The 15,427-nt window shown below is 38.2% G+C and carries 8 protein-coding genes; 4 read left to right on the top strand and 4 right to left on the bottom strand.

What is annotated here, in order from left to right:
• Positions 1-200: 200 nt before the first annotated feature.
• The 4 genes from ACOVQ4_RS15965 to ACOVQ4_RS15950 form a co-directional block, all read right to left on the bottom strand.
• Complete coding sequence (locus ACOVQ4_RS15965) at positions 201-1,835, bottom strand: UxaA family hydrolase (RefSeq protein ID WP_421821625.1); 1,635 nt, start codon at positions 1,833-1,835, stop codon at positions 201-203.
• Positions 1,836-2,151: 316 nt separating this feature from the next.
• The gene (locus ACOVQ4_RS15960) at positions 2,152-3,684 is read right to left on the bottom strand and encodes a tagaturonate reductase (protein ID WP_421821624.1); all 1,533 of its coding nucleotides are present in this window, start codon (positions 3,682-3,684) and stop codon (positions 2,152-2,154) included.
• A 565-nt stretch (positions 3,685-4,249) separates the two neighbouring features.
• The gene (locus ACOVQ4_RS15955; protein ID WP_421821623.1) at positions 4,250-6,178 is read right to left on the bottom strand and encodes a glycoside hydrolase family 88 protein; all 1,929 of its coding nucleotides are present in this window, start codon (positions 6,176-6,178) and stop codon (positions 4,250-4,252) included.
• A gap of 130 nt (positions 6,179-6,308) precedes the next feature.
• On the bottom strand, positions 6,309-8,651 hold the full coding sequence (locus ACOVQ4_RS15950) for a glycosyl hydrolase family 28 protein (protein WP_421821622.1): 2,343 nt from the start codon (positions 8,649-8,651) through the stop codon (positions 6,309-6,311).
• Positions 8,652-9,355: 704 nt separating this feature from the next.
• Between ACOVQ4_RS15950 and ACOVQ4_RS15945 the strand changes: the two genes are divergently transcribed.
• From ACOVQ4_RS15945 to ACOVQ4_RS15930, 4 genes are all read left to right on the top strand, one after another.
• Positions 9,356-10,378, top strand: coding sequence for a LacI family DNA-binding transcriptional regulator (locus tag ACOVQ4_RS15945; protein ID WP_421821621.1), 1,023 nt, complete (start codon positions 9,356-9,358; stop codon positions 10,376-10,378).
• Positions 10,379-10,746: 368 nt separating this feature from the next.
• On the top strand, positions 10,747-11,181 hold the full coding sequence (locus tag ACOVQ4_RS15940; RefSeq protein ID WP_421821620.1) for a nuclear transport factor 2 family protein: 435 nt from the start codon (positions 10,747-10,749) through the stop codon (positions 11,179-11,181).
• 126 nt (positions 11,182-11,307) lie between these two features.
• Positions 11,308-13,926, top strand: coding sequence for a right-handed parallel beta-helix repeat-containing protein (locus ACOVQ4_RS15935; RefSeq protein WP_421821619.1), 2,619 nt, complete (start codon positions 11,308-11,310; stop codon positions 13,924-13,926).
• A 178-nt stretch (positions 13,927-14,104) separates the two neighbouring features.
• Positions 14,105-15,232, top strand: a complete 1,128-nt coding sequence (locus tag ACOVQ4_RS15930; protein WP_421821618.1) for a hypothetical protein — start codon at positions 14,105-14,107, stop codon at positions 15,230-15,232.
• Positions 15,233-15,427: the final 195 nt, after the last annotated feature.

Genomic DNA, 15,427 nt, shown 5'->3' with positions numbered 1-15,427 from the left:
CAAGAGACTGTATTTGGATAATATTTTTGGCTGTCGGCTTTGAGCTTTCGGCTGTCGGCTGTGAGCTATCGGCTTTGAGCTTTCGGCTTTGAGCGTTCGGCTTTTGGTAATGATTTTAGAAATCCTGTTCTTGCCTAAAATAGGTTGCCTTTGAGGCAAGAACAAAAAAAACTCCTCACTCAAAACTCCAAACTCATCACTTACAAAGAGACTCCACGTTTCCAAGGAATAAAATCATCGTGTCCAAGCGCTACAGCTTTAGGTGTGTATTCACCCGAGGCTGTTTTGATACAATATTCCAATAACTCTTCGCCCATTTCTGCAATCGTTTTTTCTCCTGTAATAACCGTTCCTGCATTAATGTCAATAATATCTGACATTCTTTCGGCCAAGGCAGAGTTAGAAGAAATTTTTAAAACAGGACAAATTGGATTCCCCATTGGATTGCCTAAACCTGTTGTAAACATAATTACATTGGCCCCCGAACCAGCCAAGCCTGTCGTACATTCGGCATCGTTACCAGGGGTACAGAGCAAGTTTAAACCCGCTTTGGTGGCTTGTTCGGTATAGTCCAATACATCATATATTGGCGAATTTCCGCCTTTTTTAGCGGCACCTGCCGATTTCATAGCGTCGGTAATTAAGCCATCCTTGATATTTCCTGGAGAAGGATTCATATCAAAACCAGAACCAACTGCCTCAGCACTACGTGCATAAGCTGCTTGAATCGTAGTGAATTTATCTGCTAAATCACCGCTGACACAACGGTTAATCAATTCTTGCTCTACTCCACATAATTCTGGAAATTCAGCTAGCATAACCTTGCCTCCTAAAGCAGAAAGCAAATCTGCACAATATCCTACTGATGGATTCGCAGAAATTCCTGAAAAACCATCCGAACCGCCACATTCTACCCCTAAAGTAATATGTGAGAGCGGTGCAGGTTCACGTTTCGCCTGATTGGCTATTGTCAATCCAATAAAGGTTTGTTTGATAGCCTGACGCAACATTTGCTCTTCGTTTCCGATAGCTTGTTGGTCGAAAATATAAAGAGGCTTTGAGAATTGAGGGTCTACTTTAGCAATGGCGTCTTGCAATAATTTTACCTGCGCATTTTGACAGCCTAAACTCAACACCGTTGCTCCTGCAACATTGGGATGTGTAATATATCCTGCCAACAATTGACATAATACTTGAGCATCTTCACGAGTACCACCACAACCACCAGTATGCGTTAAGAATTTGATACCATCTACTTGTGGAAATAATTTACCACGCCCATTTTCTGTTTGTTCGGTTTCTTCATAAACTAATGCTGAAACATCTACTCCGTTTTTGTAAGCGTTAATCAGGCTTTGCGTATATCCTTGAAATTGTGAAGCTTTAGCATAACCCAATTCGTTCAAAAGGGCATTTTTGATAACTTCTACATTTTGGTTTTCGCAAAAAACCATTGGTACGACCAACCAATAGTTAGCAGAACCCACTCGACCATCCGCACGATGAAAACCGTTGAAAGTACGTCCTTCAAATTTTGAAATATCTGGTTTTTGCCATTCCAAGTTTGGCACTCGCTCACCATAAGATTCGGCTACGTGCTTTACATTGAAAGTAGTAATATGTTCTCCTTGTTGAATAGGCTGGGCAGCCTTTCCAATTGTAAGACCATACATTTTTAACAAATCGCCCGTAGCGAAGTCAAATTCTGCAAATTTATGTTTAACAGGAACATCTGTTTTTAATTCGATTCCTTCTAGCACCTCTCCTTTTTTGAGGTCTGTCAAAGCTACATAGACATTGTCGCTAGGATTGATTTTGATAGCTTTTGCTTTCATTTTTTGAGAATGTTTTCTGGTTACAGAAAAAAATTAATGCTGAATTACGAGTTGCGAATTGTGAAGGTAAAATATGAACCAACAACACTTTACCCCAACTCTTTGCCTATTGTCTAGTGCCTGACAACTTTAATCTAATTTTGCCCCTTAACCCAAGTAATAGTGCAAAATAGAATTTAATTTTTGCGCTTTCGGCTTTCAGGTATGGGCATTCGGCAAAAGCATATCTATCGTTACTAAAAAACATTTTAACACTCTTTGCCTTGTGCCTGTTGCCTTGCCCCTAAAACAAAAAACTTAAATATAATTTTGCGCACTAACTTACCAAGGTATCTTCACCTTTACGTACAAATATTTTCAAGGTAGGCAATACACCTTCGTTGGTCATTTTGAGTAAATATTCTTTTACCATAGCTGCAAATCCTTTGAGAGCTGAAAGGTCTGTTCCCCATAAGAATTTATCAGAAAGTACAGATTCTACTAATTCTTCAGGAGATAATGTAGCCCATTTTTCAGCAAAATAAGCCACTTTGTCGTCCTGAATAAGGTATTTCTCTCCATGGCTTGTACCATAATATTTTCCATCTTCAGCAAGTTCTGCTTTCATAAAAAGCAAATAAGCGGCAAATCCTACCGAAAAATATTCTGGAACACACGGGAAATTTTGATAATACTGTAACAAAGTAGCCAAATTACGCATCTTCATTTTAGAAGTATACTGCATTGTAATGCTCAACCAGTTGTGTTGGATACTATCGTTACGGAAACGGTCTAATACCTGACGACCAAATCGCTCTGCTGTCAAAATTGAGACCTTGTATGGAATAGACGGCGCCAATTCGGCCAACATCAAGTTACTGATAAAGGTACAGAGATATTCGTCCTCCATTCCTTCGGATACTGTTTTGAAACCAGCCAAATAGGCGAGGCCACAGCTCAAAGTATGTGTTCCGTTCAACAATCTTAATTTCAACTCACGGTACAAATCAATATTGGGCTCAACAATCACCCCTTCATCAACCTGTCCAAATGAAAGTACTTCTTTTACATGTTCATCCCCCTCGATTGCCCAAAGTCTGTACACCTCCGAAACAATCAATAATTGGTCTGTATAACCCAATTGAGCTTCAATCGCCTCTTTTACCTCTGGTTTTGGTTTGCCAGGCACAATACGGTCTACCAACGAATTACAGAAAGTGGTAGATACTTCTAACCAATCCAAAAAGTCGGTTTCCAAAGAATTCAAATGTGCTAATTCCAACACGATTGATTCCAATTTTTTACCATTGTCAGGAATCAACTCCGTAGGTACAATCACCAAGCCTTTTGATTTGTCGCCATTAAATGCCTTATATCTTTCATACAAAAATGCTAGTAACTTTCCTGGGAACGATACAGGAGGCTGATTGTTACTAATATCATCTTGTACCAATTGAATTCCAACTTCAGTAGTATTTGAAATGACAATTTGCATTTCGGGGTTGTGCGCACATTCTAAGACTGCTTTCCAATCTGATTGCGCTGAAATCACACGGCTAATCGCCGAACTCAAAGTGTATGCTTCGATTTGTTCTCCTGCCTGTACCCCACGCTCACAAATCGTATATAAGCTATCTTGTTGGTCAAACTCATCGGATGCCCCAGATGTAGATTTTACCACCACAATGCGTCCGTTAAAAACGCCTTGCTTGTTGGCTTTGTCAATAAAATAATCTGGCAAACCACGGAGCAATACTCCTGTACCAAATTGCAATACCTTTTCTGGAAGATTGAGGTCGTTAAGGTTTGGTAAATTCACCGCACATTGAGGCACAATTGAATCCAATTGTGAAAAAGAAATATCTTTCATAGCAGTCGTTTTATTCTAAAGGCGTTATGCCCAAAAATGATATTATTCCAAGGATACGTTTAAAACTCTGTAGTTTTGTAAAATAAGTTTATATCAAATGTTTAGCACCTGCAAGTGAATAGGAGAATGTTTTTACGCAATCGTTTTCGGCATCGTTCCCGAAAATCATTCTCTCAGTCAAATTTCCACAACTCTGCGGTATATCGCTTAATCGTCCAGAAAATAGAATTTGTATTTTTTCAAGAATAGAAACTTATTGAGTTATGAGCGAGGAGTTTTTTGAGTGAGAAGTTTTGAATTATGAATTTTGAGTTAAAAGTTTATGCAGGATTTCCAATAATTGCGGATTTGGGATTTCTGATTTCGGAAATAAAGTAAAATACCTCTATTTTTACAAAACATAAAAGATTATACTTCCGAAATCCAACATCCGATATCCGAAATAGACAGTTTTAGAATCCTTCCGTACAGTTCTAACTCAGGATTCACAATTCACAACTCCGCGCTCAAAACTCATCACTCAAAAAAAAGGCGGTAGTAAGATATTCTCACCACCGCCCTTGACTTACTTTTTAATCGTTGCTTGTTTTAAAAGCCATTCTGTTAGATATTTAGCAGCCTTGAAGTTTTCGTATTGTAAAGGAAGACGTTTGCCATTGAGGTACTCGTTGTAAATCCAAGGGTCGCCTAATACAAAAACAGTTCCTTTACCCACTTTAGCTGTCGCCATGATTACATCGCCACCTTCTTCCAAAATAGGTTTGGCTGGTGCTTTTGTTTCCAAGGTTACCAATTCTTTTACATAAATCTTCTTCACATCCTTGAAAATAGGATGATTGTTAAGCTCAAACTTACCTTGCTCAAATTGGTCATTTTTCACCATATTGCGGTTTTTATTGGTAAAACTAATACCAAAAGCCTTCGTTAATTGGTTGAAATGCTTAATTTCTGCGTTAGAGGTATCGTTGGCCAGCAAGACCAATACGCCACCTGCCTTTACCCAATCAGCAATCACTTTTACGTCCTTCTCTTGAATATAATTTGGTGCTGGAGTTTCTTTTGGTGTGTCAGGATCAACAATAATAAATACGCTTGAGTTTTTCAGATTTTGAGCACTTGGCGCTTCTTCCAAAGTACCTAATTTAGCCCCATATTCACTGAATATTTTTCCCCAAAGCGAATAACCCGAATCTTTACGGTCATACCAAGTGTAGTGATAGGTTTCTTTTTCGCCTGTAAATCCTTTACGATATTCACGGTTGAAGAAGTTATCTAGCATCACTGTTTTGCCTTTGCCAATTGACAAAGTAGGAAATGTCTCCATTTCAATACTTGCCATAATAAAAGGGCCAACCCCTTTTAAATCGTCCTGACGGATTTTTTCACTTAAATAATATTCGTAGCTACCATCACGATAAGGAGTGCCACCTAAACCAGACACCTGTACCGTTTTTTCTAAGTGAATCAAACCATTAGCATCTGTAGAAATAAAGTTTTTCAAGATACCTTTATATCCTTTCTGTGCCGCTACCATATAGGCTGGGCTCAAATAACCTAACCTAACTCCTTTGACCATTGAATATACAAACATCGATGAACCAGAGGCTTCTAAGTAATTGCCTTTTCCACCAATTTTATCAGTTACCTGATACCAACAACCTTCTTTAGGATCCTGATACTTGATAACGGCTGGAATGATACGTTGTAAAATAGCCACTAATTCGCCACGACGAGGGTGATTAGCAGGGATATAATCCAAAACATCTACCAATGCCATGGTGTACCAACCAATTGCACGGCTCCAGAAGTTGGGAGATTTACCTGTTTTAGGGTCTGACCACTTCTGCTCACGGCTTTCGTCCCATCCATGATATAGTAAACCAGTCTTATCGTCACGACCATTTTTTTCCATCCAAACAAACTGATTGATGATATCATCAAAGTTTTTAGAAGGGCCAAACATGGCTGTATATTCTGCATAGAAAGGCTCTGCCATATACAAGCCATCTAACCACATTTGGTTTGGATAGCGTTTTTTGTGCCAAAAACCACCCTCTTTGGTACGAGGTTGTTCGTGCAACTGCTTCATCAAATTATCAGCAGCCAAGCGATATTTCTCTTTACTTGTTTCATGATACAAAGTCAACAACAAACGACCTGGCGTAATCATGTCGAGATTGTAATCATCAAGCTTGTAAGTACGAATATTTCCTTTTTCATCCACAAACTGGTCTACCACCTGTTTGATGTAACGGAAATATTTTGCGTCGCCCGTATGATACCAAGCGTTTTCGAGTGACTTCATCATCAAGCCCATTTCGTATTCCCAATGAGCGTTTTTCTTTTCAGCACTGTAAGTAATGGTATCCTTGTGAACGGTCAGCATGGTATTTGCCATTCGTTCTGACCAAGGTAGCGACTGCTGTACCTGAGCAAAAGCCGAATTCGCCATCAATGCGCAAACTGTCAATATTTTTGCAGTTGTTTTGAACATAGGTTTTGTTTTTTGAATGTTTTAGAATGTTTTGAGAGATACGTTCTATTGAATCCTTGTGACTTTAGTTTCCATAAAGAGCATCTTTTTATTTAAAGATACCCTTTATGAAGTTATCTCACGAGCTTATTTACTTCTTCAAAAGAACACTTGAAGGTACTTTTTCTCCAAGTTCAACGTCTTTTTTAGCTTGCTTGGTATCTGTATTAACCAAACGAATACTTTTGTTACGTTCTCCCGTAATTTTCAATAATAAGTCAGTCGAAGCGCCTTTATACTGAATATTGTCTAAGGTAATTTGCTGTCCATTCTGAATTTGAATAGTTGTAGCATCTTTTGAAAGAATACTCACATTTTTTAAATTGATATTCTCAGCCTCTGTACAAATCATGCCTTTATCAGATTCCAAAATTGCATCCTCTAACCACACATTCTTGACAGGCATTTCGGGCAAACCTCTAATAAACAACGCTTTTTCGGCACCACGACATACGATGTTTTTCATGTAAAAATCCTTAAACAGTGGCGTTCCTGCTCCTACTGGCTCGAATTTAATTTCTGGGATATCTGCTTTTTCTCCATACACAGGCACGGGGTCTTTAGCAGCATAATACATATCAAACAAAATTGCTTCGCCAGGGATATTGGTCATACCAATGTCGCTGATATAAATATTTTCGACTACGCCACCACGACCACGTGCCGACTTAAAGCGCAAACCAATATCTGTTCCCATGAAAGTACAGTTATTGACAAACATATTTTTGACACCGCCAGACATCTCGCTTCCAATCACAAAACCGCCATGAGCATGATATACAAAACAATTATTAATCAACACATTTTCGGTAGGCACACCACGCTTGCGACCTTCCTCATCACGACCCGATTTGATACAAATACCGTCGTCGCCTACGTCAAAAGTACAGTCTTCAATCAAAGCATTTTTGCATGATTCCAAATCTATACCATCACCATTTTGGGCATACCAAGGGTTTTTGGCTTTTACACCTTTCAAGGTAATATTATCGCACAACAAAGGGTGCAAACACCAAGCTGGTGAATTTTGAAAGGTTATCCCTTCAAGCAACACGTTCGAACAACGTGTAAGTGACAACATATTTGGACGAAGGAAATCTTTGATATATTCAAAATCTTTTACCTCTTTTCCATCTTTCAACACACCCGGCAGCTGTACTGTAGACCCCAAATATGACTTCTGTGTTGGGTACCAGTTGTTTTTATCAGGACTCAACAAACCACCAGAAGCAACGAGTTTTTCCCAAGCACCTTGTGTCATTTTTGAACGTTTTACAGGACGCCACGCATCGCCTGCGCCATCCAACACGCCAAAACCTGTAATTGCTACGTTTTCTAAATCAATACCATATATAGGAGCTTGACAACGTGCAGCAGTCAAGCCTTCGTAAGTAGTACGAATCAAATCAAAGTCTTCAAAACGATTGCTAAATTGAATCAAGGCACCTTTACGCAAATGCAAGTTAACATTGCTTTTCATCACAATTGAACCCGTCAACCAAACGCCAGCTGGAACAATTACCGTACCTCCCCCTGCTTCGCTACAGGTAACAATGGCCTTGTTGATAGCTTTTGTATTTAGCGTTTGTCCGTCTGCGATAGCGCCAAAGTTTATGATATTAAAAGTATCTTTTTTGAAAACTGGTGTTGAAACCTTTGGCAATTCGTAAACAAATTTGGTTGGATAAACCGACTTTTTGAAAAATGATTTCAAAGGTAAATCCAATGACGCCATCTCCTCACATACTAGGCTTGCCATAACCTCAGCGCCGTATCTTGAAAAATGTGTATCGTCAGAAGCTCCGTCTTTGAAGCGAGGATATACATTTTTAGGATAATGTAAAAAAAGCTTTTTCGAACCAGATACACCATGTTGTTCAATCACTTTTTGTGATTTTTGGTGTAAATCAATCATGGGTACTTTCAACTCTTTTGCCAAGGCCTTTACTACATCTGGATAGTCTTGATGTTGGTCCACAAACTTGCCAGCTTCATCAAATTTGCGGCGCATCACAGGCGTAATCAACACGGGATTGCCACCTTTAGCACGAGTTTCGTTAACAAAACGAGTAAGATTCTGTTTGTAAAGCGTTTGAGAAGGAGCCGAGCGAGTTGTATCATTTACTTTTTGGTCATTGTGCCCAAACTGAATCAAAACCCAGTCGCCTTTTTTGACTTTATCAATAACCGTTTTCCAGCGACCTTCGTTAATAAAGCTTTTGGTACTACGGCCATTGACTGCATGATTTTCAATTTTGATTTCATTGGTAAAAAACTCAGGCAAGACCATCCCCCAACCTGTTTCTGGAGCAGCATTCGCTGCCTTATCAGCCATGGTTGAGTCGCCACACAAAAAAACGGTATGACGAGTATCTTCAAGCTTGAAGCTGAATAAAGTAATAAGAGAGATTGTAAATAAAAGGACTTTTTTCATTAGTTATTATTTATTTGAAACTCCTAATAGAGCTACCCTCGAGGAGTTCTTCTGGCAATTGAGTAATTATGTGATTAAGTGATACAAAATGCTTTTTCAGAAAATACTAAGTTAGTGCGCAAAATAAAATTTAATTTTTCAGCTTATAGCTTTCAGCAATCGGCAAAAACATATCTCTTGTTAGTAAAAAACATTTTAACACTCTTTGCCTTGTGCCTGTTGCCTGTTCCCTAAAGCACATAAATAAAATCTAATTTTTCAGCAACACTTAATTAAAATCCCAGTCAGAATTACTGAAATTTCCTTGGCTTTCTCCCTCCCAAAAGAAGGGAGAAGCTAGATTTAGGTTTAGAGGGTTCAAACTATCTATCCAAAAACTAATTATACATACGATGGCTATTTAAGTTGTTCCCTAAAGAACACTGTATCTCTGAATATTTCTTTTGACTTTTTCAGGGAAATAGTAGTAACAATACTACCCAATAGTTGCTGTAAGACGACGTCAAGTTAGAATTGTCCAAATCTAAGGACAAATTTTTACAGAAAAATATTTACGCAATCGTTGTCGGTAACGTTGTCAAGCTATCAGGATTTTTGATTTATTTAATAATATTTGGGATATTACCTTGAAAATTGTAGATTAGAACAGTTTTACAGAGAAGGAAGTTATCTTTGTGAAAAATTGTACAAAAACAAGATTAGCTTTGGAAACCGCAACTATAAAAGATATTGCAAAGGCACTTAATTTATCGACCTCCACAGTTTCGAGAGCGTTGAGAGGAAGTTATGAAATCAATCCTGAAACCAAAAGAATTGTATTGGAATGTGCCGAAAAACTAAACTATCGCCCCAACCCTATTGCCTTAAGTCTCAAAGAAAACCGTAGCCGCGCTATCGGGGTAGTTGTACCCGAAATTGATAATCCATTCTTTTCGCAGGCTATCAACGGTATTGAAGCTATTGCCTACAATCGTGGCTACCATGTAGTAATTTTTCAAAGTCATGAATCCTATGACCGTGAGGTGGTCAATATTCAACACCTTGCCTCGCGTCGTGTTGATGGTGTACTTATATCTCTTTCTGGACAAACAACTCACGTTGAGCACCTCAAAGAATTACATAGTAAGGGAATGCCGATTGTATTTTTTGATAGATTTTCAGATGAAATTGACACCCATAAAGTTGTAGCCGATAATTATCAGGGAGCATTTGATGGCACCGAGCATCTCATCAAAACTGGCAAAAAATATATTGCACATCTGGCTGCTTCTCCTACGCTTTCTATCACTCGTGAGCGCATTGGCGGCTACAAAGCTGCCTTAGAAAAACATGGTATTCCTTATAACGAAGACTTTGTAAAATACTGCAATTTTAGCATTGAGGATATGGAAAAAATTATCGATGAGTTGTTGTCGCAGCCTATTCTCCCTGATGCGATCTTTACCGTAAGCGACCGCCTAGCCATGGCGTGCTTGAAGATTTTGAAAAAACGAAATATTCGTATTCCTGAAGATATGGCATTGATGGGCTTCACCAACCTCAAAGTAGCAGAATTACTTTCTCCATCTTTTACCTCGGTTATCCAACCAGCTTTAGAAATGGGACAAAGAGCGGCAGAATTACTGTTGGATATAGTAGAAAAGAAAAGCAAAAACCCTGTTTACCAAACTGTTACACTTCCTACAGAGTTGATTATTCGCGATTCTACCAAAATAGTTTCAGACTAATCTTTAGTAATAAAATAAACATGAGTCATCCCTAATTTAGCGATTGAGTGATTGAGCAAATTAGAGATTAGGTTAAAATTTAGATTCTCCCAATAGAGACGCAATGCTTACGCCTCAAACCAAGTAAATCTAGGATGATAGCCTCAAAAAAGGGGTCGGAAAATATATTCCGCCCCCTTTTTTATGAAAATTATGGAGGATAATCCCAATCTTAAAATTTGGGATGACTCATGTTTATTTTGCACCTGTTTCTGTGTTTTTATGAATATTTTTCATTTGATAAAGTAGAAAAAAAGAATCCTTCCCTTTCCTTATTGAATAATCAGTTGAATCTAGTAGGCAGTCAAAGCCCATTTTATCTAAACATCATGAAAAAATTAAGCATCACACTTTTATTCTTAGTTATGGCGACATTGGGAAGTATTGCACAGTCAAAAGATGAAAAAGCAGTAGCCGAATCGGTCGAAAAATTGCGTTTGGCCATGATTGACCCAACAAAAGAAGCCCTCGAAAGTATTGCTACCGAGGATTTATCGTATGGGCATTCTGGTGGTAAAATCGAAAACAAAGCCCAATTTGTAGAAGCTTTGGTAAGTGGCAAATCAGATTTTAAATCGATTCAATTGACAGACCAAACTATTAATATTCACGGCAAAACGGCAATTGTTCGTCATAGTTTAGCTGCTGAAACTCTCGACGGTGGTAAGCCCGGTAATGTGAAGTTGTTTATTTTAACTATTTGGAGTAAAGAAAAGGGAGGATGGAAACTACTTGCTCGTCAGGCAGTTAAAAATTTGAATTAAACTATTCCCTACCCATATATTTTAAAGCCATGCTGTCGAAAGCGTGGCTTTTTTAGTTTTTGGAAAAAGTATTTTCTAAAAAAACAAGTACCTTTGATACTCCCATAATTATCAATAGCATACCTGATGAAAACAATATTTATTGGTTTGTTAGCTACAATCAGTAGCTGCATCATTTCACATTCGATTTTAGCACAATCTTGTGGTTGTAATTTTACGATTACTAAAAGTGGCGCATACAGTCCAAGTAATATGAATGCACAACCAGGGCAAACTATTTGTGTACAAGCTGGTACTTATACCAACCTTTCATTCAACAATTTTCAGGGAGCTGAAAACCAGCCAATTATTATTAAAAACTGTGGTGGGCAGGTAATCATCCAAAATACCACTAATGCTATAGGCTTTAATTTTTCAAAAAGTAAACATCTAAAGCTTTCGGGCACGGGTGACGCCAGTATCAATTATGGCTTTAAGGTTACGGGTACAGGCAACAACAGCCGGGGCGTAAATATAGCCGACAAAAGCAGTAATATTGAAGTAGAAAAAGTAGAAATTCAGAATGTTCAAGGTGCAGGTATTATTGCTCGCACCGAGCTGGCTTGTGACAGTACCACATGGCGAGATTACTACACGATGTCGGCTATCAAAATACATGACAATTACATACACGATGTAGTTGGAGATGGGATTTCTGCTGGCGAACCTTCCTATGGAGCTCCCAAAACCATTACCTGCAGTGGGGTAAGCATTTCGAAATACACGCATCTTATTATTGGATTAGAAATTTATAATAATATTTTTGAAAGAACTGGCGGAAAGGGTATTCAATATGCCAATGCTCCCGATGCCCAAGTACATCATAACTTGATTAAAAGTTGTGGAAAAGTACCTAGTTCAACCACACTCAACAACGCCGTGGCGATGAACGGTGGAGCGGGAGGTAACTTTTATAACAATACTATTCTCGACGCTGAAGGTTCGGCAATCGTCATGTTTGGTTTTTTGGGGAATCAAATGATTTATAACAACCTTATCGTAAGACCAAAAGGTAATGCAATCTTCTCGGATTCTCGTCCTGGCTCTATCCCCGATACCTATCTTCGTATTGCGCAAAACACGATTATTTCACCTCAAACAGAAGCCTTGAAATTGTACAGCACTATCCATAACTATGAGATTGTGAACAATATTATGCTACAATCTGGTCTGGGAAAATTCATAGCGCCTCTATCTTCTTCTGTAAGAATCAATGCTCGAAAAAATTATCTCAATGGCGTAGTAGATGCCTCTTTTTATGAAAATACTAGTACCGAAAATTATCGCCCGCTGAGTCACGCGCCTGTAATTAATAAAGGAGAAAACCTAAGTACTTGGGGTATCACAACGGATATTTCAGACCAGCCTCGACCAAATGGTGGTGACTTTGATATTGGCTGTTTTGAATCGGCATCGGCAGTGGCAACGCATTTACCGAATTCATGTGATTATACGGTTATTCAAAGTGGTGATTATTCAGCATTAAATTTAAGTGCAAGCGCTGGCAATACCGTTTGTATTCAGGCGGGGACTTATACAGGGCTCAAATTTATCGGGCTTAATGGGACTGCCAGCGAGCCAATTATTTATAGAAACTTAGGTGGTCAAGTAGTTTTTCAAAATACAACTAACAATCAAAGCGGCTTAAACTTTGATAATTGTCGATATTTTAAAGTAACTGGCACAGGCGATCCAAATGTATATTATGGAATAAAAGTAGCACAAACAGGCTCGGGTGGAATGGGTATTACAGTTGGTGGCAAAAGTAGTGACTGCGAAATTGAGCATGTCGAAATATCTAATACTGGTTTTGCAGGCATCATGGCAAAAACTGACCCCAATTGCGATTCGAGCACATGGCGAGGAAACTTCACCATGTATAATGTCAAAATTCATGATAATTATATTCATGATGTTCCGGGTGAAGGCTTGTATATTGGTAATTCTTTTGCTGCTGATGGTATGACTGTAATCTGCAATGGAACAAGCAGAGCCATTCTTCCACATGATATTTATGGCTTGGAGGTATACAATAATCAGTTAGAACGCACTGGCTGCGAAGGAATTCAGTACGGCTGTTCGGTAGATGCTCTGGTGCATGATAATACATTGATTGATGCAGGAATCAGTCCGTTTGCCAACTACCAATCCAACGGAATACAAATAGGCGGGGGCTCAGGAGGTTTATGTTATAATAATACTGTTGTGAATGCTAGAAGTACGGGCATTATTATGGTGGGATTTTTGGGCAATCAGTCGGTATTTAATAATGTCATTGTTAATTCGGGTTACAATGGAATTTTTGCAGATTCACGCTCTTGCTCTATTCCTAATACCTACTTAAGAATAGCCAACAACTCAATTATTGGTTCGGCGAGTGATGCCATCAAACTCTACAGTTTAATCCATACGCACGAGGTAGTTAACAATTTAATTGTTAATCCAGCCACTGGAAAATATATCGTCAAATTAGGTTCTCCTGTGATAGTTAATGAGCGTAATAATTTTAAAACTTTGGATATTAGTCAAGCCCAGCTCAATAATCCTAGTAATGGAAATTATTATCCAATACTTGGTTCACCTTTGGTCAACACGGGTGAAAGTCTATTGCCATGGGGTATTTCGATTGATAGAGATAACAACGCAAGACCGTATGGTAGTACGCATGATATTGGCGCATTTGAATTAATTCCTCCTGGAGGTTGAGCATATAGATAAACTTTCATTTTTCCTCATGTTGTGATTGTATTTGATGTCACTTCATGAGGATTTTTATTTTAAAAATAGACAAGTATCATCTCTTAAATATTGGGAAAATGATTTTTTTTATTGATTTTTAACAAAAAAGTAACATTTAAGTATTTCTATATTACCTAACTCACGCATGCAAAATATTGTTGTCAAAGAAGTTATAAGTCCAAGCGATCTCAAAACATTCGTCTATCTTTCAGAAAAAATACATGAGAAGCGCGCCAATTGGGTTCCTCCTATCTATAGCGACGAATGGATTTTCTTTGATCACAAAAAAAATCCTGCCTACGAAGTAGCTGATACCATTTTATTTTTGGCATATATCAATAACCAAGCTGTTGGTAAAATCATGGGTATTATTCATCGCGAATACAACGAACTTCAACAAACTAAAGAGGCTCGTTTTTTCCATTTGGATAGTATTGAGGATATCGAGGTCGTCAAAATGCTTATAAATGCCGTCCAAAGTTGGGCTAAAAATCAGCAAATGGAAACCTTGGTAGGCCCATTTGGTTTTTCAGACAAAGACCCTCAGGGCTTTCAAATAGAAGGTTTTGAGCATTTACCCGTTATCGCCACGGCTACAAACCCACCTTATTTACCTCAGTTTTTGGAAAAATTGGGTTTCAATAAATTGACAGATTGTGTGGTTTACAAAATTGATATTCCTGCTGAAATACCTTTATTTTATCAGAGAATTTTCGACAGAGCGCAACGTAATTCCAAAATAAAGCTCCTTAATTTTACGTCCAAAAAAGAACTAAAACCTTATGTAGTGCCAATATTTCGGTTGGTAAACGAAACCTATAAAGACTTGCTGGGCTTTGTACCGCTTTCGGAAGCCGAAATGCAAAAAATTGCTAAATCATATCTCCCAATTCTTGACCCTGATTTTGTCAAAATTATAGTTGATGAAAAAAATGAGCCTATTGCTTTTGTGGTAGGCTTACCAGACATGAGTAAAGGTTTGAAAAAAGCTCGTGGTAGATTATTCCCTTTTGGTTTTATTCATATTTTGTTGGATGCACGAAACAACAAGCAATTGGATTTGTTATTAGGTGCTGTTAAACCCAACTACAGAGGTTTGGGATTAACTACGCTTTTGGGCGTAAGCATGATACAAGCTGCGCAAAAACGGAAAATGGAATTTATGGATACGCATTTGGTTTTGGAAACCAATCATACCATGCGCGGAGAAGCTGAGAAGTTGAATGGGGAGGTTTATAAAAAGTATAGAATTTTCCAAAAAGCCATTCTTTAGTAATTATGAGTGATGAATTGTGAGTGATGAATTGTGAATGTAAAATTTTAATTACCAATATCTTACATCTTCAATTGGTCAAATCTTATTTTAGGGACAAGGCAACAGGCACAAGGCAAAGAGTGTTAAATTGTTTTTACTAACGATAGATATATTTTTGCCAAATACCTAGGGCTGAAAGCAAAATATTTTTAA

The sequence above is a fragment of the Flectobacillus sp. genome (assembly GCF_049240685.1).
GTDB lineage: Bacteria > Bacteroidota > Bacteroidia > Cytophagales > Spirosomataceae > Flectobacillus.
The sequence above is the reverse complement of the archived record's forward strand: the minus strand, read 5'-3'. Positions and strand labels throughout refer to the sequence as shown.